The 18,431-nt window shown below is 74.6% G+C and carries 19 protein-coding genes; 6 read left to right on the plus strand and 13 right to left on the minus strand.

Translation table 11 applies throughout. From position 1 onward, the window contains the following. Positions 1-69: 69 nt before the first annotated feature. The 4 genes from sdhC (at position 70) to AC3WT4_RS13035 (ending at position 3,582) form a co-directional block, all read left to right on the plus strand. Positions 70-453 carry a succinate dehydrogenase, cytochrome b556 subunit gene (gene sdhC, locus AC3WT4_RS13020; protein ID WP_021481379.1) on the plus strand — a complete coding sequence of 128 codons (384 nt, stop codon included), beginning with the start codon at positions 70-72 and terminating at the stop codon, positions 451-453. Continuing rightward, positions 453-911, plus strand: a complete 459-nt coding sequence (locus AC3WT4_RS13025) for a succinate dehydrogenase hydrophobic membrane anchor subunit (protein ID WP_021481378.1) — start codon at positions 453-455, stop codon at positions 909-911. The genes sdhC and AC3WT4_RS13025 overlap by 1 nt, the downstream gene beginning before the upstream one ends. A 71-nt stretch (positions 912-982) precedes the next feature. Beyond that, entirely contained in the window at positions 983-2,815 is a 1,833-nt protein-coding gene (sdhA, locus tag AC3WT4_RS13030; protein WP_492315626.1) for a succinate dehydrogenase flavoprotein subunit, read from the plus strand. Beyond that, a complete protein-coding gene (locus AC3WT4_RS13035; protein ID WP_108048056.1) occupies positions 2,815-3,582 on the plus strand; it encodes a succinate dehydrogenase iron-sulfur subunit in 768 nt (255 codons plus the stop codon). Before sdhA ends, AC3WT4_RS13035 begins: the two co-directional genes overlap by 1 nt. Positions 3,583-3,780: 198 nt before the next feature. On the opposite strand, the gene AC3WT4_RS13040 is transcribed toward AC3WT4_RS13035, so the two are convergent. The 7 genes from AC3WT4_RS13040 to sigE all read right to left on the minus strand — a co-directional run bounded on the left by AC3WT4_RS13040 (position 3,781) and on the right by sigE (position 10,074). After that, positions 3,781-4,968 (minus strand): YihY/virulence factor BrkB family protein, encoded by a 1,188-nt coding sequence (locus tag AC3WT4_RS13040; protein WP_492315627.1) that lies wholly within the window; start codon positions 4,966-4,968, stop codon positions 3,781-3,783. 10 nt (positions 4,969-4,978) lie between these two features. Beyond that, positions 4,979-5,542, minus strand: coding sequence for a 2'-5' RNA ligase family protein (locus AC3WT4_RS13045; RefSeq protein ID WP_108048052.1), 564 nt, complete (start codon positions 5,540-5,542; stop codon positions 4,979-4,981). Next, complete coding sequence (gene trpS / locus AC3WT4_RS13050) at positions 5,539-6,630, minus strand: tryptophan--tRNA ligase (RefSeq protein WP_081599752.1); 1,092 nt, start codon at positions 6,628-6,630, stop codon at positions 5,539-5,541. Before trpS ends, AC3WT4_RS13045 begins: the two co-directional genes overlap by 4 nt. Positions 6,631-6,698: 68 nt before the next feature. Next, the gene (locus AC3WT4_RS13055) at positions 6,699-7,040 is read right to left on the minus strand and encodes a twin-arginine translocase TatA/TatE family subunit (protein ID WP_074809249.1); all 342 of its coding nucleotides are present in this window, start codon (positions 7,038-7,040) and stop codon (positions 6,699-6,701) included. A 9-nt stretch (positions 7,041-7,049) separates the two neighbouring features. Beyond that, positions 7,050-8,486, minus strand: a complete 1,437-nt coding sequence (locus AC3WT4_RS13060) for a S1C family serine protease (RefSeq protein WP_492315628.1) — start codon at positions 8,484-8,486, stop codon at positions 7,050-7,052. Next, positions 8,483-9,451: a zf-HC2 domain-containing protein gene (locus AC3WT4_RS13065; protein ID WP_492315629.1), complete on the minus strand. Its 969-nt coding sequence runs from the start codon at positions 9,449-9,451 to the stop codon at positions 8,483-8,485. Before AC3WT4_RS13065 ends, AC3WT4_RS13060 begins: the two co-directional genes overlap by 4 nt. Further along, complete coding sequence (sigE, locus tag AC3WT4_RS13070) at positions 9,448-10,074, minus strand: RNA polymerase sigma factor SigE (protein WP_083385296.1); 627 nt, start codon at positions 10,072-10,074, stop codon at positions 9,448-9,450. The genes AC3WT4_RS13065 and sigE overlap by 4 nt, the downstream gene beginning before the upstream one ends. A 235-nt stretch (positions 10,075-10,309) precedes the next feature. On the opposite strand from sigE, the gene AC3WT4_RS13075 reads away from it, so the two are divergent. Beyond that, a complete protein-coding gene (locus tag AC3WT4_RS13075) occupies positions 10,310-10,915 on the plus strand; it encodes an O-methyltransferase (RefSeq protein ID WP_400110131.1) in 606 nt (201 codons plus the stop codon). A 9-nt stretch (positions 10,916-10,924) separates the two neighbouring features. On the opposite strand, the gene AC3WT4_RS13080 is transcribed toward AC3WT4_RS13075, so the two are convergent. The 6 genes from AC3WT4_RS13080 to dapE form a co-directional block, all read right to left on the minus strand. Next, positions 10,925-12,529 (minus strand): leucyl aminopeptidase family protein, encoded by a 1,605-nt coding sequence (locus tag AC3WT4_RS13080; protein WP_492315630.1) that lies wholly within the window; start codon positions 12,527-12,529, stop codon positions 10,925-10,927. Between the two features lie 21 nt (positions 12,530-12,550). Continuing rightward, positions 12,551-12,718 carry a DUF3117 domain-containing protein gene (locus AC3WT4_RS13085; protein ID WP_064506638.1) on the minus strand — a complete coding sequence of 56 codons (168 nt, stop codon included), beginning with the start codon at positions 12,716-12,718 and terminating at the stop codon, positions 12,551-12,553. A 122-nt stretch (positions 12,719-12,840) separates the two neighbouring features. Next, positions 12,841-14,058 carry a hypothetical protein gene (locus AC3WT4_RS13090; protein WP_492315631.1) on the minus strand — a complete coding sequence of 406 codons (1,218 nt, stop codon included), beginning with the start codon at positions 14,056-14,058 and terminating at the stop codon, positions 12,841-12,843. Continuing rightward, positions 14,055-15,053 carry a dihydropteroate synthase gene (gene folP / locus AC3WT4_RS13095; protein ID WP_257419169.1) on the minus strand — a complete coding sequence of 333 codons (999 nt, stop codon included), beginning with the start codon at positions 15,051-15,053 and terminating at the stop codon, positions 14,055-14,057. The genes AC3WT4_RS13090 and folP overlap by 4 nt, the downstream gene beginning before the upstream one ends. 13 nt (positions 15,054-15,066) lie before the next feature. Next, positions 15,067-15,906 carry an LOG family protein gene (locus AC3WT4_RS13100; RefSeq protein ID WP_108049902.1) on the minus strand — a complete coding sequence of 280 codons (840 nt, stop codon included), beginning with the start codon at positions 15,904-15,906 and terminating at the stop codon, positions 15,067-15,069. Between the two features lie 10 nt (positions 15,907-15,916). Then, complete coding sequence (dapE, locus tag AC3WT4_RS13105) at positions 15,917-17,044, minus strand: succinyl-diaminopimelate desuccinylase (protein ID WP_400110139.1); 1,128 nt, start codon at positions 17,042-17,044, stop codon at positions 15,917-15,919. A gap of 36 nt (positions 17,045-17,080) precedes the next feature. Between dapE and dapD the strand changes: the two genes are divergently transcribed. After that, on the plus strand, positions 17,081-18,073 hold the full coding sequence (gene dapD / locus AC3WT4_RS13110) for a 2,3,4,5-tetrahydropyridine-2,6-dicarboxylate N-succinyltransferase (RefSeq protein WP_074809449.1): 993 nt from the start codon (positions 17,081-17,083) through the stop codon (positions 18,071-18,073). The last annotated feature ends 358 nt before the right edge of the window (positions 18,074-18,431 follow it).

The following is an 18,431-nucleotide window of genomic DNA, read 5'->3' on the forward strand; positions in this document are numbered from 1 at the left end:
CTGAGGGAGTTCCGGGCCACGGCCGGAACGTGACATCTCCCCCTGATCTCGCCACAGGAGGCCCCCAAAGTGCCCAGTGCACCAGCTGGCACGCTCTACCGCGGCCGTGAAGGCATGTGGTCGTGGGTCGCGCATCGCGTGACCGGCGTGCTCATCTTCTTCTTCCTGCTCGTGCACGTGCTCGACACGGCGCTCGTGCGGGTCTCGCCCGAGGCGTACAACGCCGTCATCGGGACGTACCAGACGCCGATCATGGGCATCGGTGAGGCGGGGCTCGTCGCGGCCATCGTGTTCCACGCCTTCAACGGCATCCGCATCATCCTGGTCGACTTCTGGTCCAAGGGCCCGCGGTACCAGCGCACGATGCTCTGGGTCGTCGTCGGCCTGTTCGTCGTGACGATGGCCGGGTTCCTGCCGCGCCACCTGATGAACGTCTTCGGAGGGGGGCACTGATGGCCGCCGCACCCACGGTCGAGGTCGCGAGCCCGCGCGACCCGTACAAGCGCCGCAAGGCCACGCGCAGCAACTACGAGCTGTACAGCTGGATCTTCATGCGCGCCTCCGGCGTCGTGCTGATCGTCCTCATCTTCGGGCACCTCTTCGTCAACCTCATGGTCGGCGAGGGCGTGCACGCGATCGACTTCGGCTTCGTCGCCGGCAAGTGGGCCTCGCCGTTCTGGCAGATCTGGGACCTGCTCATGCTCTGGCTGGCCATGTTCCACGGCACCAACGGCGTCCGGACGATCATCAACGACTACGCGGAGCGCGACGGCACCCGCCTCGTCCTCAAGCTCGCGCTGTACCTCGCCTTCACGATCGTCACGGTCCTCGGCACGCTCGTGATCTTCACGTTCGAGCCCTGCCCCGCGAACGCCCCGGCCGAGCTGCTCGCGTCGTTCTGCACGGCCTGAGCACCGCACCACCGCTCGCCCCCGTCTTCCTCTCGCTCCACCCGGCTCTCTCCCAGGAGGCATCGACCCCGATGCAAACCCATCAGTACGACGTCGTCATCGTCGGCGCAGGCGGCGCCGGGATGCGCGCGGCGCTGGAGTCGTCCGGCAAGGTCCGGACGGCCGTCATCTCCAAGCTCTACCCCACGCGCTCGCACACGGGCGCCGCGCAGGGCGGCATGTGCGCCGCGCTCGCGAACGTGGAGGAGGACAACTGGGAGTGGCACACGTTCGACACGGTCAAGGGCGGCGACTACCTCGTCGACCAGGACGCCGCGGAGATCATGGCCAAGGAGGCCATCGACGCGGTGCTCGACCTCGAGCGCATGGGCCTGCCGTTCAACCGCACGCCCGAGGGCCGCATCGACCAGCGCCGGTTCGGCGGGCACACCCGCAACCACGGCGAGGCCGCGGTGCGCCGCTCGTGCTACGCCGCGGACCGCACCGGGCACATGATCCTCCAGACGCTCTACCAGCAGTGCGTCAAGCAGGACGTCGAGTTCTTCAACGAGTTCTACGTCCTCGACCTCATCACCGACCACGATCTCGCCGCGGGCGAGATCCCCGACGACGAGACGGTCACCGCGACCGGCGTCGTCGCGTACGACCTCGCGACCGGCGAGATCCACCTCTTCCAGGCGAAGGCGATCATCTTCGCCACCGGTGGCGCGGGCAAGATCTTCAAGACGACGTCCAACGCGCACACGCTCACCGGCGACGGCATGGCGCTGGCCTACCGTCGCGGCCTGCCGCTCGAGGACATGGAGTTCTTCCAGTTCCACCCGACCGGCCTCGCGGGCCTCGGCATCCTCCTCTCGGAGGCCGCCCGCGGCGAGGGCGGCATCCTGCGCAACGCGGACGGCGAGCGCTTCATGGAGCGCTACGCCCCCACCATCAAGGACCTCGCCCCGCGCGACATCGTCGCCCGGTCCATGGCGAACGAGGTCCGCGAGGGCCGCGGCGCCGGGCCGAACAAGGACTACGTCCTGCTCGACCTCACGCACCTCGAGCCCGCGCACATCGACGCCAAGCTCCCCGACATCACCGAGTTCGCGCGGACCTACCTCGGGATCGAGCCGTACACCGAGCCCGTGCCCGTGTACCCCACGGCGCACTACGCGATGGGCGGCATCCCGACGAACGTCGACGCCGAGGTGCTGCGCGACAGCCACAACGTCGTCAAGGGCCTCTACGCGGCCGGCGAGGTCGCGTGCGTCAGCGTCCACGGCTCCAACCGCCTCGGCACCAACTCGCTGCTCGACATCAACGTCTTCGGCAAGCGTGCCGGCCGCACGGCCGCCGCCTACGCCGCGACCGCGTCGTACAGCGAGCTCCCGGAGAACCCCGCCGCGGCCGTCGTCGCGCAGCTCGAGGAGATGCGCAACCGTCCCGACGGCGAGCGCGTCGCCGACGTCCGCAAGGCGCTCCAGGAGACCATGGACGCCAACGCCCAGGTGTTCCGCACGGGCGAGTCGCTCGACCAGGCCCTCGCGGACATCCGCGACCTGCAGAAGCGCTACAAGAACGTGTCCGTGCAGGACAAGGGCCGCCTGTTCAACACCGACCTCCTCGAGGCGATCGAGCTCGGGTTCCTCCTCGACATCGCCGAGGTGACCGTCGTCGCGGCGATCAACCGCAAGGAGTCCCGCGGCGGCCACTACCGCGAGGACTTCCCGGACCGCGACGACACCAACTACATGCTGCACACGATGGCCTACCGCCGTCCGACGTCCGCCAGCGACGTCGCCGACGGGCACGTCGCGGGCTACTTCGACCACGTCGAGCAGTTCGACGGCTACAAGGTCGCCCTGGGCTCCAAGCCCGTCACCCAGACCCGGTACGAGCCCATGGAGCGGAAGTACTGATGACTGCCACACTCGAGAGCCCGGCCGCCGAGGCCAAGGCCGGGGAGATCCCCTCGTTCGAGGTCACGCTCCGCGTCCGCCGCTACTCCCCCGAGTCGGAGCACGGCGAGGAGGCGTACTGGGACGAGTTCACCGTCCAGGCGCACGGCACCGACCGCGTGCTCGACGCCCTGCACAAGATCAAGTGGGAGCACGACGGCTCCCTGACGTTCCGCCGCTCGTGCGCGCACGGCGTGTGCGGCTCGGACGCGATGCGCATCAACGGTCGCAACCGGCTCGCGTGCAAGACGCTGCTCAAGGACGTCAACCCCGACAAGCCGATCACGGTCGAGCCCATCAAGGGCCTGCCCGTGGTCAAGGACCTCGTCGTGGACATGGAGCCGTTCTTCGCGTCCTACCGCGAGATCATGCCGTTCCTCATCACGTCGGGGAACGAGCCGAGCAAGGAGCGCCTCCAGTCCGCCGCGCAGCGCGAGCGCTTCGACGACACCACCAAGTGCATCCTGTGCGCCGCGTGCACGTCGTCCTGCCCGGTGTTCTGGACCGACGGGCAGTACTTCGGCCCGGCCGCCATCGTCAACGCGCACCGGTTCATCTTCGACAGCCGCGACGAGGGCGCCACGCAGCGCCTCGAGATCCTCAACGACAAGGAGGGCGTGTGGCGCTGCCGCACGACCTTCAACTGCACCGAGGCGTGCCCCCGCGGCATCGAGGTCACGAAGGCGATCCAGGAGGTCAAGCGCGCGATGATCACCCGCGCGTTCTGACACCCCCGCACCGCCGACGAAGGGCGCCGACCGCACGGTCGGCGCCCTTCGTCGTGCCCGGGGTGGTGCCGTGGCCGCGCGGCCTCCGCACCGGCGATCGGCAGTCCCGACCGAGATCGGCAGCCGCGGTGGAGATCGGCAGCTGCACGTGCCGATCTCGGCAGCAGGTGCCGACCTCGACGCGCCGCGCGCACGCGGTCACGTGCCGCGCGGCATGCGGGCCCGCCGGATGCCCCGGACGACGGGGCTCCAGGGACGGTGCGAGCCGCGGCCGGCGCGCACGTGCTCCTCGACCGACGGGACGGCGTCGTCGCGAGCGTCCACGACGTCCGGGCGTCCGTTCTCGACGTCGTCCCCCGTGCGCCCGACGGCGTGGCGCGGCGCCCGCAGGTGGCGGCCGTCGGTCGGGTGGTCGCCGTCGAGCACGGGCAGCTCGGGACGGCCGTCGCGCACGTGCCGGGCGCCGTCGGGCACCGGGTCGGGTGGGCGGGGCGGGTTCGCCATCCACGCGCACACGGCCAGGAGGATGCGCGCGGTGAAGTTGACGAGGAGCAGCAGCGTCACGAGGACGGCGAACGACGCCAGGAGGGCGTTCCGCGTGGCGCTGCTCTCGACGAACGACGACCCGAGGTAGCGGAGCACCCCGAACCCGACGGCGGCGGTCAGCGAGCCGACGAGGAGGTCGCGTCGTCGGACCCGTACGCCGGCGAGGAGCCGCACGACGACGACCACGACCAGCGCGTCGAGCAGGACGCTCACGACGAGGCCCGCGCCGGTCACGAGGACGGCGGGCCCGCCGGAGAGCCCGATGGCCTCCAGGATCTGGTTGCCGAGGGTCGTGACGGCGATGCTCGCGACGGCGGAGACGAGGAGGAACAGCGCGAGGAGGAAGAACCCGAGGAGCGCCCGCGCCCGGGCGAGCACCGGGCTCTGGCCGAGGTCGCTGACGCCGAACATGGTGCGCACGGCGCCGCGCAGGTGGTACATGAACGACACGACGGAGAAGAGCAGGACCACGCTCGCGACGACGCTCGTCACGCTGAGCCCGGAGTCGAGCAGGAGCTGGTCGGGCCGGATGGCGCCCGGCTCGCCGTCGAGCGCGATGAGCCCGGGGACGAGCTCGTTGATCTCCCCGAAGACGACGTCCATGAGCTCCCTGCGGCCCCCCAGGACCTGCATGAAGACCGTGTAGCCGATGGCGAGCGCGGCGAACAGCGAGAACAGCGCGGAGTACGCGATGCCGCCGCACAGGAGCGCGCCGCGCGCGTACAGGTACCGGTAGGTCGCTCGGCCGGGCCGGCTGTCCTTCCAGCGGTCGACGAGCGCGTCCACCCGCTCGCGCGTGCGTGCGACGGCGCGGGGTGCGGCAGGGCGGGGCGACGTCACGCCCCGAACCCTACGAGGCGGTCGCTCCCCCGGCATCCGCGCCGAGGGGGAACAGCTGCTCGGGGCGCCAGACGCCGTCGTCCCCGTGCTCGTAGAGCGAGAAGCCCGCGACGTCGAACTGCGCCTCGTAGGTCGCCATCTGGTCGAACGCGGCGTCGAGCGCCGCCTCCGGCACCTCGTGGGCGACCGTCACGTGCGGGTGGTAGTTGAACCGCAGGTCCTGGGCGAGGGGGCCGGTGCGGATCGCGCTCTCGAGGTGCTCGCACTCCGCGATGCCCTCGACCACCTGGACGAACACCACGGGCGAGACGGGCCGGAACGTCGCGCTCCCCCGCAGGTGGAGGCGGAACGGCGACGCCGTCGACGCGACCTCGGCCAGGTGCGCACGCGCCGTGTCGAGCGCGGTCCGGTCCAGGACCGTCGGCCCGAGGAGCGTCACGTGCGGCGGGATCGACCGTGCGAGCGGGTCGCCGAAGCGTGCGCGCGCGTCCTGGAGCTGGGTCGCGAACGGCTCGGGCACCTCGATCGCGATGCCGATCCGCACCTGGTGGGGCTCGCGCTCCGGGAGGTTCACGCGGTCGTCCCGCCCACGGGCAGCAGGCCGACGCGGTCGTAGATGCGGGCGAGCGTGCCGGCCGCGATCTCGCGCGCCTTCTGCGCGCCGCGCGCGAGCACCGCGTCGAGCTCGGCCGGGTCTGCCAGGTACGTGTTCGCGCGCTCCTGGAACGGCACGAGGAAGTCGACGACGACGTCCGCCAGGTCGACCTTGAGGCGCCCGTAGCCCTGGCCGTCGTACTCGGCGGCGATCGCCTCGACGTCGCGGCCCGTGAGCGCCGAGTAGATGGTCAGCAGGTTCGACACGCCGGGCTTGGCGACGGGGTCGTAGCGGATCTCGGTGCCGGAGTCGGTCGCGGCCGACCGGATCCGCTTGGCGGCGACCTTCGGGTCGTCGAGCAGCCAGATGACGCCCTTGCCGTTCGACGACGACTTGCTCATCTTCGCCGTCGGCTCCTGGAGGTCGTAGATCTTCGCGACCGACCGGACGATGTGGGCCTCCGGCACGACGGCCGTCCCGTCGCCGAAGCGGGCGTTGAGCCGCTCGGCGAGGTCACGCGTGAGCTCGAGGTGCTGCCGCTGGTCCTCGCCGACCGGCACGAGAGCCGCGTCGTAGAGCAGGATGTCCGCCGCCATGAGCACGGGGTACGTGAACAGCCCGACGGTCGTGCCGTCGGCGCCCTGCTTCGCGGACTTGTCCTTGAACTGGGTCATGCGGCCCGCCTCGCCGAAGCCCGTCTGGCACGACAGCACCCAGGACAGCTCGGCGTGCTGCGGCACGTGCGACTGGACGAACAGCGCGGAACGGTCCGGGTCCACACCGCCGGCGAGGTACTGCGCGGCCGTGCGGCGCGTGCGCTCGCGGAGCCGCTCCGGGTCCGGGTTGACGGTCAGCGCGTGGAGGTCGACGACGCAGTACAGGGCGTCGTACGCGTCCTGGAGGGAGACCCACTGGCGCAGCGCACCGATGTAGTTCCCGAGCTGCAGGGAGTCCTCCGTGGGCTGCATGCCCGAGAGGATCCGTGGCCGGGTGCCCGTCGGGCTCCCGGGCTCCTGCGTGGTCTCCGGGACCGGTGCCGGACCGATGTGCGTCGCCTCGATGGACATTGCCCCATTCTGACAGGTGCTCGGGCGCCGGAACGAATCGCCCGTCGTGCTGCGGCCCGAGGGCGGCGTCAGGTGGCCTCGTCGTCGAACGGGGCGGGCCCCGTCTGCGCGACGGGCGCGGACGGCCGGGGCGGCGAGACGCGCTCGGGCAGGGGATCGTCGTCCAGGAGCGCCTCGCGCACGATCCGGCGCGGGTCGTACTGGCGCGGGTCGAGCTTGGCCCAGTCGACGTCCGACAGCTCCTCGCCGAGCTCCGCGTCCACGCGCGACTTCGCGTCGCGCAGGTAGCCCCGCGCGGACCGGACGAACGCCCCGAGCTGCTCCGCGTAGCGCGGCAGGCGCTCGGGACCGATGACGACGACCGCCACGATGAGGAGCACGACGAACTCGGCTCCGTTGATCCCGAACACGCCGACAGACTACTCGCTCGTGGCCTCGTCGAGGACGACGCGCACGTCGCGCTCCTGGTCGCCGGTCCGGACGCGCAGGGTCACCGCGTCCCCGGGCGCCTTCGCCCGGATCGCGACGATGAGCTCGTCCGACTCCGTGACGGGCCTGCCGTCGATGGACAGGATCACGTCCCCGGGCCGGATCCCGGCCGCGTCGGCCGGGCCGTCGGGCGTCACCGCGGGCGTCCCGGACTGCGAGTCCGTGGAGACCTGCACGCCCTCACCCTGGTAGCGCTGGTCGAGGAGCACGCCGATCACGGGGTACGTCGCGACGCCGTCGGCGATGAGCTGCTCCGCGGTGCGGCGGGCCTGGTTGGACGGGATGGCGAACCCGAGACCGATGCTGCCCGTGGCCTCGCCGCTCCCCGGCGGCTGCGCGATGGCCGAGTTGATGCCGACCACCTGGCCACGGCCGTCGACGAGCGGGCCGCCGGAGTTGCCCGGGTTGATCGCCGCGTCCGTCTGGATCGCGTTGATGAAGGCCGTCTCCGCCGCGGCGCCGGCCTGGACCGGGCGGTTGAGCGCGCTGATGATCCCCGTGGTCACGGTCCCGTTCAGCCCGAGCGGCGCACCGATGGCCACCACCGGGTCCCCGACGACCACCGCGTCGGAGTCACCGAGCGCGAGCGGGGTGAGGCCGGAGTCCTCGACCTTGACGACCGCCAGGTCGTAGTCGACCGTCCGCCCGACGAGCTCGGCCGGGCTCTCGTGCCCGTCGGAGAAGAGCACGACGATGTCGCCGCCGTCGGCGGCCGACGCCACGACGTGGTTGTTCGTGAGGATGAAGCCGTCCTCCCGCAGCACGAACCCGGAGCCCGTCGCGACGCCGTCGGCGCCGCGCACCTGGAGCGAGACGACGCTCGGCAGCACGGTCGCGGCGATGTCCGCCACCGACCCGTCCGGGCGGTCCGCGCCGGGCTCGACGCTCGCGGGCGGCAGCGCCGAGACCGACGAGCCGGAGGGCCGCGGGTCGGCGAGACGGTCGGCGGCGACGCCGCCGACGGCACCCGCGACGAGCGCGAGCACCGCGACGCCCGCCACCGCGGCCGGGCGCAGGCCGCGCCGCGGCGCGCCGGCGGCGCCGCGGGGCACGCCCACGAGGGTCGGGTCGACGGACCCGCCCGGACGCGTCGGCGCCTCGGGCTGGCCGAACGCGCTCAGCCGCTCCCAAGGGTCCGTGGACCCCGCGGTCGAGGGTTCCGCGGGCGCGGGCGCTGCGGGCGGCGGCGGGACCGGTCCCGGGCCGTACGCGGGCGGGAGGTGCCCCGACGCAGCACCCTCGGTGGGTCGTGGCGCGTCGGCGGACGGCGGGACGGGCACGCTGCGGTAGGCCGACGGCGGCGCGAACGGGTTCGGCGCGGCGTCGCGCGGACCGGGCTGCTCCGGTCCGGTCTGGGGGTCGGTCATGAGGTGCCGAGCGCTCCTGTCATGGTCGTCCAGCCCCGGGAGATGCGCGCCGGGACCCCGGCATCGTAGTCACGGGCCGGGAACGCCGCCACGAGGGCGGCGACCGTCTCCTGCTCGGTGTCGGCGACGACGTCGATCACCGTGTCGCCCGACTGCCACACCACGTGCCACGGCTCCTGAGACAGCACGTGCACCCGACGGCCGTCCACGTCCCACGTCTCGCTGCCGGCGAGCGCCGACGTGTCGAGCAGTCCCGTCTGCTCGCGCACGACCGCCTCCCCGCCGGGCGCCTCGAGGTCGATCTCCAGCACCCCGCGCGTCGCGTCGTCGCGCACGTCCGCCACGCGGAAGCCGTCCGGGAGCGGGGTGGGGCAGGACCAGCCCTGCGCCGCGAGGGCCGCGAGCGCGGACGCGCCGCCGTCGGCGACCGTCGCGGCGCCCGTGCCGCTGTCCGGGCCGTCGGTGCGCACCCCGCCGACGACGAGCGCGCCGGTGGCCCGGGGCGCCGCCTGCGCGAGCACGGTGAGCGGGTCGCTGCGGTGCAGGTCGGGCGTCACGAGAGGGCTCTCCCCCAGCGCGAAGAGGCCGACCGCGGCCACCCCGACGCCGCCGACGACGAGGCCCACGACCCTCCGCCGGAGCGAGCCCCGGCGGACGTCGCCGCTCCAGGCGCCGCGCGGGAGCGTCGCGGACGCGGCCCAGGGGTCGCTCGGTGCGGGTGCCGCACGCAGCGGGTCGCCGTCCGTCGGCGGGATCTCGGCGGAGAGCGCGAGCAGGCGTGCCGCGAGGTCCGGCGCCGGCTCCACCGGTCCGGCCGCGCTCAGCGCGCGCCGGGCCGCCCGGGCCGCGGCGAGCTCGGCCGCGCACCGCGGGCAGCAGGCCACGTGCTCCAGGGCGCGCTCCGCCTCGGCGGGCGACAGCTGCCCGTCGACGAGCGCGGAGAGCCGCGAGCCGAGATGGGTCACGCCACCCCCCGGGCGCCCACGGCGGTCGGTGCGTCGTCCGACGCCGGGCGCTCCGCGGGGTCGCGGTGCGGCAGGGCGGCGCGGAGCTGGGAGCGCGCGCGGTGGATCCGCGAGCGGACCGTGCCGAGCTTGATGCCGAGCGTCACGGCGATCTCCTCGTAGGACAGGCCCTCGATGTCGCACAGCACGACGGCGGCCCGGTACTCGGGCGAGAGCGCGTCGAGCGCGCGCTGGACGTCGTGGTCGAGGTTCGCGTGCTCGAACCCGCGCTCCGGCTGGGCCTCGGCGCGCGCCGGGTAGTGCCCGTCGTCGTCGCCCATGGCCTCCATCCGGATGCGCTGCTTGCGCCGGACCTGGTCGAGGAAGAGGTTGGTCGTGATCCGGTGGAGCCAGCCCTCGAACGTGCCCGGGGTGTAGCTCGACAGCGAGCGGAACACCCGGACGAACGTCTCCTGCGTGAGGTCCTCCGCGTCCTGGCGGTTGCCCGTCAGGCGGTAGGCGAGCCGGTAGACCCGCGCCGAGTGCTCCCGCACGATCGCGTCCCACGACGGCGGCACCCACGTGCCCGCGTCCTGCGTGCCGTGCGTGCCGGTCCTGGGTCGTGCGTCGTCCACGTGGTCCATCGTCCCAGAAGAACGCGCCACGCCTGGCGCGTGTTCCCCGCCCCGCGCGGGACGTGCGCGCGACGTCCACCGCCCGTGCACACGCGCGCGGCGCGGGAACGGGCCGGTGTGGGAGGGGACGGGTACGATCCGAGACAGCGCCCGGCCCGGCCCCCGGGGCCGGACGACGGACCACCAGGAGGACCCGATCACCAGCGACGTCGGCACCCACCGCAGCGCGAAGGCGGCGAGCTGGGTGTACAGCGAGGAGTTCGTCCCCGAGGACGAGGTCCTCCTGCGGGCACGCGACCGTGCGGCCGAGCTCGGCTGCCCCGCGGTCCTCCCCGGCGTCGGGGCCGTGCTCCAGGTCCTCGCCGCGTCCCTCGCGGCGCGCGCGGTGGTCGAGATCGGCACCGGCACGGGCGTCGCCTCGATCTGGCTCCTGCGTGGCATGCCGGCCGACGGCGTGCTGACGACCATCGACGTCGAGGTCGAGCACCAGCGCGCGGCGAAGGCCGCGTTCGCGGAGGAGCGCGTGCCCGCGTCCCGCACGCGCACGATCCCGGGCCGGGCGAGCGACGTGCTCCCCCGCCTCACCGACGGCGCGTACGACCTGGTCCTCGTCGGGGCCGACAAGCACAGCTACCCCGAGTACGTGGAGCAGGGGCTGCGCCTCCTGCGCCCGGGCGGCGTGCTGGCGGTCGACGGCGCGCTGTCGCACGACCGCGTCGCCGACCCCGCGCGGCGCGACGAGGTCACGACGATCGTCCGGGAGGTCGGCCGGTCGCTCCGGTCCGACGAGCGCGTGCTGCCGGCGCTGCTGCCCAGCGGCGACGGCCTCCTGCTCGCCGTCCGCCGCTGACCCGCCGCGTCAGAGCCGCTCGAGCGCCTCGAGCAGCAGCCGGGCGCCGAAGCCCGTCGCCCCGGCCACGACCTCGTGGCGGTCGGCCGTCGCGCGCGCGGGCCCCGCGACGTCGAGGTGGGCCCAGGGCACGTCGCCCACGAACTCCCGCAGGAACAGGGCCGCGGTGATCGCCCCGCCGCCGGGGCTCTCGACCGGGACGTGCCGCAGGTCGGCGACGTCGGAGCGGAGCGCACCCGCGTAGTCCTCGACGAGCGGCATGCGCCACACCCGCTCGCCCGTGGTGAGGGCGGCGCCCTCGAGCGCGTCGGCCACCCCGTCGTCGGTGGCGAACAGCGCGCCGTGGCCCCGGCCCAGGCCCACGCTCGCGGCGCCGGTCAGGGTCGCGACGTCCACGAGCACGTCGGGGGCGAGCTCGTGCACGGCGTACGCGACGGCGTCGGCGAGGACGAGACGGCCCTCGGCGTCCGTGTTCGCGACCTCCACCGTGCGGCCCGACCACGTGCGCAGCACGTCGCCCGGGCGGTACGACGCCGCGCCGACGTGGTTCTCCGCGAGCGGCAGCACGGCGGTCACGCGCCGGTCCGAGCGCGCACGGGCGGCCCCGAGCACGACGGCGAGCGCGACGGCGGCACCTGCCATGTCGGTCTTCATGGGCACCATCGCCTCGCGCGGCTTGATGGACAGGCCGCCCGTGTCGTAGGTGATGCCCTTGCCGACGACGACCACGTGCCGCGGCGCGGCGCGGCCCTTCGCCGGGGTCACGCCGTGGTCCGCGGGGTCGTAGGTGACGGTGAGGAGCCGGGGCCCGCGCGCCGAGCCGGCGCCCACGGCGAGGAGCGCGCCGAAGCCCTCCGTGGCGAGCTCGGCGGGGCCGCGGAGAGTGGTGTCGAGGCCGAGCTCGTCGGCCAGCCCGAGCGCGCGCTCGGCGAACCAGGCGGGGTCCTTGACGTCGGAGGGCGTGTTCGCGAGGTCGCGCACGAGCCACGTCGCGGTAGCCGCGCGGGTCGCTGCCTCGATCGGTGCCGCGACGTCGGGACGGTCGGGCGGCGTGAGCAGCACGAGCTGCGCGGCGGCGGTCTCCGTGCCTGCCGGTGCGTCGCCCCGTCGCGGCTGGGCGTACGCGGCGAGCAGGTAGCCCTCGACGTAGGCGCGGACCTCGGCCGCACCGGCGTCCGCGGTCACGGCGCTCACGACCCGCTCGAGGCCGCGGGACGCCCGGGCCAGCGCGGCACCGGCGCGGCGCAGGTCCGTCGTGGTCCCGGCGCCGACGCCGAGCAGCAGGAGACGGGGCGGCAGGCCCGCCCACGGCAGCCGGGTCGTCGACCCGACGTGCGCGCGCGGCAGGTCCACGCGCACGACCTCGCCGGCCGCGCCGCGGAAGCCCGGCCCGCCCGCCCGCTCGGCCAGCTCGGCGAGGTCGACTCCGTACCGCACGGTGGCATCGACCGTGCCGGCACGCGGCTGGAGCCCGTCCTCCGCCTCGCGCGGCGGAGCGACGGCGACCACGACCGCGTCGGCCTGTGACTCGTCGACGAGCGGGGCGTCGCTCAGCGTGCCCCGTGCGCCGACCACCTCCGGCAGCGCGCGCGGGATCTCCGAGGTTCCGGACACCCGGCGCTCACGTGCGGGCAATCAGCCCACCACGGCCTGGAGCGCCTCACCCAGCTCGCTGGCCTCGGTCGCGTTGAGCTCGACCACCAGACGCCCGCCACCCTCGAGCGGGACCCGCATGACGATGCCTCGCCCTTCCTTGGTGACCTCCAGCGGTCCGTCACCCGTCCGCGGCTTCATCGCAGCCATCGATGGCACTCCATTTCCGTTTGTCCCGAGTCCACCCCGCACGCGCGAGGAGGGGCGTCCGACCTCGGACGACGCCCGGGGGACAGTCTAGTTCACGCGTGCCGACATCCCGGGCGTCCCGGTCACGGCGGCCACCCCGACGGCGGGACCAGCCGCCACAGCGACCACACCCACCACACCTGCCCCACGACGCACGCGACGGTCACCGCCGCGAGCCACGTGCGCGACCGCGTCCACCCGACCGTCACCGCGCCGAGCGGGAACGCCAGCAGGAGGAAGCGCACGAGGGACGTGCCCGGCTGGACGGTCGCCACGAGGTAGGCCAGGTACGCCCCGGACCACGCGTGCATCTCCGGGCCGAGGCGCGCCGCGACCGGGTTGAGGACGAGCGCGGCGGCCGCCACGAGGACGAGCGCGAGGAGCCACGGGCCGGCGTCGCCCGCGAGCCATCGCGAGACGTCCACCCACGGCACGAACGGCACGACCTCCGCGCCGCCGCGCCAGGCCTCCTGGGTGCGGAAGTACGCCTGGTGCACGCCCGTCACCGCGCCGCACAGCCAGGGCCACACGAGCCCGCTCCCGAGGGCGACGACGAGCAGGCCGCCCAGCCGGGCGGCGTCGGGCCCGCGCAGGTCCCCGCGGCGCCACCGCACGAACCCGTGCCACAGCACGACCGCCGCCATCGGCAGCGCGACCGCGCGGCAGAAGCCGAGGAGGACGACGACGAGCGCCGTCCAGGCGTAGCGACGGCGGGCGAGCAGGAGCAGCGCACCCGCCACGAGGAGCAGGGCGAGGGACTCGGTGTACGCGACCTGGAGGACCGGGCTGGAGGGGAACACGCTCACGAGCAGCACGGTCGCGAGCGGGAGGCCCGGGCGGCGCTCGACGGCGGCGGCCCCCGCCGTCGCGACGAGCCGGTGGGCCACGAGCACCGCGCCCGCCCCGCACACCACCGCGAGGGTCGGGGCCAGCACCTCCCACCCGAGCCCTGTGACCGTGTCGAGCGCGCGCACGAGCGCCGGGAACAACGGGAAGAAGGCCCACACGTTCTGCTGCACGGCGCCGTCGGGACCCACGGGGAGCGTGTCCGGGTAGCCGGACCGGTAGATCTGCTCGTACCAGCTCGCGTCCCACATCCGGCCGACGTAGGCGAGGTAGGAGGGCGCGGCGTCCGTCCACAGGTTCTGCTCCTGGGACCGCGCGGTGACGAGCAGGACGACGGCGCTCACCACCCGGGCGAGGGCGTAGACCGCGAGCACCTGGACCCACCACCGCCAGGTCGCGGGCCGCAGCAGCCGCGCCCGTGCCGGGGGCAGGGCGGCCGCGCGCGGCGTCGTCACGCGAGGCCCCGCAGCGCCGCCGCCGGGGCCGTCTCGTCGCGGACGGCGGAGACCAGGTCGAGGACGCGACGTGTCGCGGCGACGTCGTGCGCGCGGAAGACGCGCGCGCCGAGCCACGCGGCGACGGCCGTCGCCGCGAGCGTGCCCTCGAGGCGCTCGTCGGCCGGGAGGTCGAGCGTCTCCCCCACGAAGTCCTTGCGCGACAGCGCCATGAGGAGCGGGAACCCGAGCCCGGCGAGCACCTCGGTGCGGCGCAGCAGGTGCAGGGAGTGCCACGTGTTCTTGCCGAAGTCGTGGGTCGGGTCGACGAGCACCGACGCGCGCGGGACGCCGCACGACACCGCCCGCTCGGCCGCGGCCCGGAGCGTCGTCACGACGTCCTGCACCACGCCGTCCCGCGGGTCGGCCGCTCCGGGGCGGGCCGGGTAGGCGACGCGGACGGGGTCCGTGCGCGGCCGCGCTCCCCCGGTGTGGGAGCACACGACGCCGATCCCGTGCTGCCCGGCGACCTCGACGAGCCGCGGGTCGTGCCCGGCCCACGTGTCGTTGACGAGGTCCGCGCCCGCGAGCGCCGCCTCGTGCGCGACCTCGGCGCGCCACGTGTCCACGCTGACGAGGAGGTCCGGGAACTCCGACCGCACCCGTGCGACGAACGGGACGACGCGGCGGATCTCCTCCGCCGGGGTCACCTCCGGGCCGACCCCGGCGCGCACCCCGCCCACGTCGAGGATCTCGGCGCCCTCCGTGACGGCGCGCTCGACGGCGGCGAGCGCCTGGCGGTCGTCGAGCTGGCGCGCCCCGGCGTAGAACGAGTCGTCGGTGCGGTTGACGATGGCCATCACCGCGGGCCGGTCGAGCTCGCGCCCGCGCAGCACGAGCGACGAGCCGCGCGGGGGCACCCCGAGGGGCGGCAGCGGGACGGGCGCGCCCTCGCCGGGCGTGGGCGCCCCGCGCTCGCCCGCGCCGGAGCCGGGCGCGCCCGGACCTGCGGTCATCGCGCCGCGCCCGTCAGCTCGCGTCGCCGGCCTGCGCCCGGGCGAGCTCCTCGGTCGCCTCGCGCTCCTCCGCCCGCAGCTCGGCGCCGCGGTCGCACACGTACTCGACGGCCTCGGCCGGGTCGTCGCACAGGTGGACGAGGTCGAGGTCGTGCTCGCTGATCATGCCGCGGCCCACGACGGCGGTGCGCGCCCAGTCGAGCAGCCCGGTCCAGTAGTCCGTCCCGACGAGCGCGACGGGGAACTCGGTGATCTTGTGCGTCTGGACGAGCGTCAGCGCCTCGAAGAGCTCGTCGAACGTGCCGAAGCCGCCCGGCAGCACGACGAAGCCCTGCGCGTACTTGACGAACATCGTCTTGCGGGCGAAGAAGTAGCGGAAGTTCACGCCGAGGTTGACGTAGCGGTTCATGCCCTGCTCGAACGGCAGCTCGATCCCGAGGCCGATCGACAGGCCGCCGGCGTCCGACGCACCCTTGTTGGCCGCCTCCATGATGCCGGGGCCGCCGCCCGTGATGACGGCGAAGCCCTCGTCGACGAGGAGGCGCCCCACCTCCTCGGCCAGCGTGTAGTCCGGGTGGTCCGGCTTGGTGCGCGCCGAGCCGAACACGGAGACGGCCGGACCGACCTCCGCGAGCGCCCCGAAGCCCTCGACGAACTCGCTCTGGATCCGCATGACGCGCCACGGGTCGGAGTGGACCCAGTCCGCGTTGCCCCGCGAGTCGAGGAGCCGCTGGTCCGTCGTCTGGCCCGGGATCTGGTCGCCGCGCAGCAGGACCGGCCCCTTGCGGTACCCGGTGCCGGTCTGGGGCACGCCGTCGTCGGAACCTGGCTGGTCACGCACCGTGTCGCTCATGGTCACGAGCCTATGCCGCAGGTGCGGCCGTGAGCCACGCACGGAGCGCGTCGCGGCACAGCGCGAGCTGCCCGACGGGGCACCGCTCGTCGTCCTTGTGCGCCAGCAGCGGGTCCCCGGGCCCGAAGTTCACCGCCGGGACGCCGAGCTCGGCGAACCGCGCGACGTCGGTCCAGCCGTACTTCGGGGCCGGTGCGCCTCCCGTCACGCCGAGGACGGCCGCCGCGAAGTCCGCCGCGAGCGGGTCGTCGAGCCCGGGCCGCGCGCCGGGCGCCGCGTCGGTGAGCGTCACCGCGTAGCCGGCGAAGAGGTCGCGGACGTGCTGCTCGGCCTCGGCCACGCTCCGGGAGGGGGCGAACCGGTAGTTCACCGTGACCACGCACTCGTCCGGCACGACGTTCCCCGCGATCCCGCCCGCGATCCCGACGGCGTTCATCCCCTCCCGGTAGACGAGGCCGTCGACCTCGACGTCCTGGGGGACGTACGCGGCCAGGCGGTCGAGCACCTCGTGCGCGGCGTGGATCGCGTTGGTCCCGGTCCAGGAGCGCGCGGAGTGGGCGGCGACGCCCGGCACGCGCACCTCGGCGCGCAGCGTCCCGTTGCACCCGCCCTCGAGGCCCGCCGAGGTGGGCTCCCCGAGCACGGCGAAGTCCGCCGCCAGCAGGTCCGGACGGTTCCGCGCGAGGCGCCCGAGCCCGTTGAGGTCCGCGGCGACCTCCTCGTTGTCGTAGAAGACCCACGTGACGTCCTGGGCCGGGGCGTCGAGCTCCGCGGCCAGCGCGAGCGCGACCGCGACACCGCCCTTCATGTCCACCGTGCCCCGGCCCCAGACCTCGGCGTGCGCGCCCTCGCCGACGACGCGCGTCGGCAGGTTCGGCGGGTCCGTCAGCGGCACCGTGTCGAGGTGGCCCGCGACCACGACGCGCCGCTCGCGGCCGAGCGTCGTGCGCGCGACGACCGTGTCGCCGTCGCGCACGACCTCCAGGTGCGGGAGCGCACGCAGCGCCGCCTCGACCGCGTCCGCGAGCGCACGCTCGTCCCCGCTCACGGACGGCACGTCGCACACCGCGCGGAACAGGGCGACGAGGTCGCCGCGGAGGTCGAGCACGGGTCCGGTACCAGGGGTGGGAGAGGTCACGCCAGCACCCTACCGGCGCCGGATAGGGTGGGGCGCATGACTTCTGCGACCCCCGCGCCCGCCTCGTCGGCGGGCGCGTCCGAGCCGCGTACGGCGTGGGGCTACGGCCTGGCGACCGTCACCGACGACGGCACGACCCTCGACGTCTGGTACCCCGCGCCGGAGCTCGGCGCCGCCCCGGCGGACGCCGCCGTGCCCGCGTCGCTCGACGCGCTCGCGGAGCGCGACGAGCTGCGCGGCGTGGACGTCGTCGTGGTGCGGACCGAGATCGACCTCGACGCCGCCCCCGCCGACACCGCCGACGCCTACCTGCGCCTGCACCTGCTCTCCCACCGCCTCGTCGTGCCGCACGGCCTGAACCTCGACGGCCTCTTCGGCGTGCTGGCGAACGTCGTGTGGACGAACCACGGCCCGTGCGCCGTCGACGGCTTCGAGGAGACGCGCCTGCGCCTGCGCGCGACGGGTCAGCCCGTGACCGTGCTCGGCGTCGACAAGTTCCCGCGCATGGTGGACTACGTCGTCCCGTCCGGCGTCCGCATCGCCGACGCGGACCGCGTGCGCCTCGGAGCGCACCTCGCGGCGGGCACCACGGTGATGCACGAGGGCTTCGTGAACTTCAACGCGGGCACCCTCGGGACGTCCATGGTCGAGGGGCGCATCTCGGCGGGCGTCGTCGTGGGCGACGGCTCCGACGTGGGCGGCGGCGCGTCGATCATGGGCACGCTGTCCGGCGGCGGCCGCGAGGTCATCTCGGTCGGTCAGCGCTCCCTGCTCGGCGCCAACGCCGGCCTCGGCATCCCGCTCGGGGACGACTGCGTCGTGGAGTCCGGCCTGTACGTCACCGCGGGGACCAAGGTGACGGTCGTCGGGCAGCAGGACGCCGCGGGCGAGCCGCTCGTGGTCAAGGCGCGCGACCTCGCCGGGCGGTCGGGCATCCTCTTCCGGCGCAACTCGCTGACCGGCGGGGTCGAGGCGGTCTCGCGGACCGGCGCGGGCGTCGAGCTCAACGCCGCGCTGCACGCGAACTGACCGGCCCTCCCGAGCACGCCCCGCCTCGGCGATGACGACGACGCAGCCCCCGCGCTCCCCCGACGCCCCGGCGCCGGGGCGCGTCCGGCCGCGCCGACGACCCCTGCGCACCGCGGTCACCCTCGTCACGGTCGCCGCGGTGGGGGTCGGCGCGGTCGTGGTCGCGCTCAACCGGCTCGACGACGCCACGCCCGTCGCGGAGCGCTGCGCCGCCACCGCCGACGGCCGCACGTGGTACCTCTCCGTGACGCAGGCGGACAACGCGGCACTGATCAGCGGGGCCGCGGTGGGGGGGGGGGGGGGGGGGGGGGGGGGGGGGGGGGGGGGGGGGGGGGGGGGGGGGGGGGGGGGGGGGGGG

This window comes from Cellulosimicrobium sp. EB106-03-01-XG111 (genome assembly GCF_058792115.1).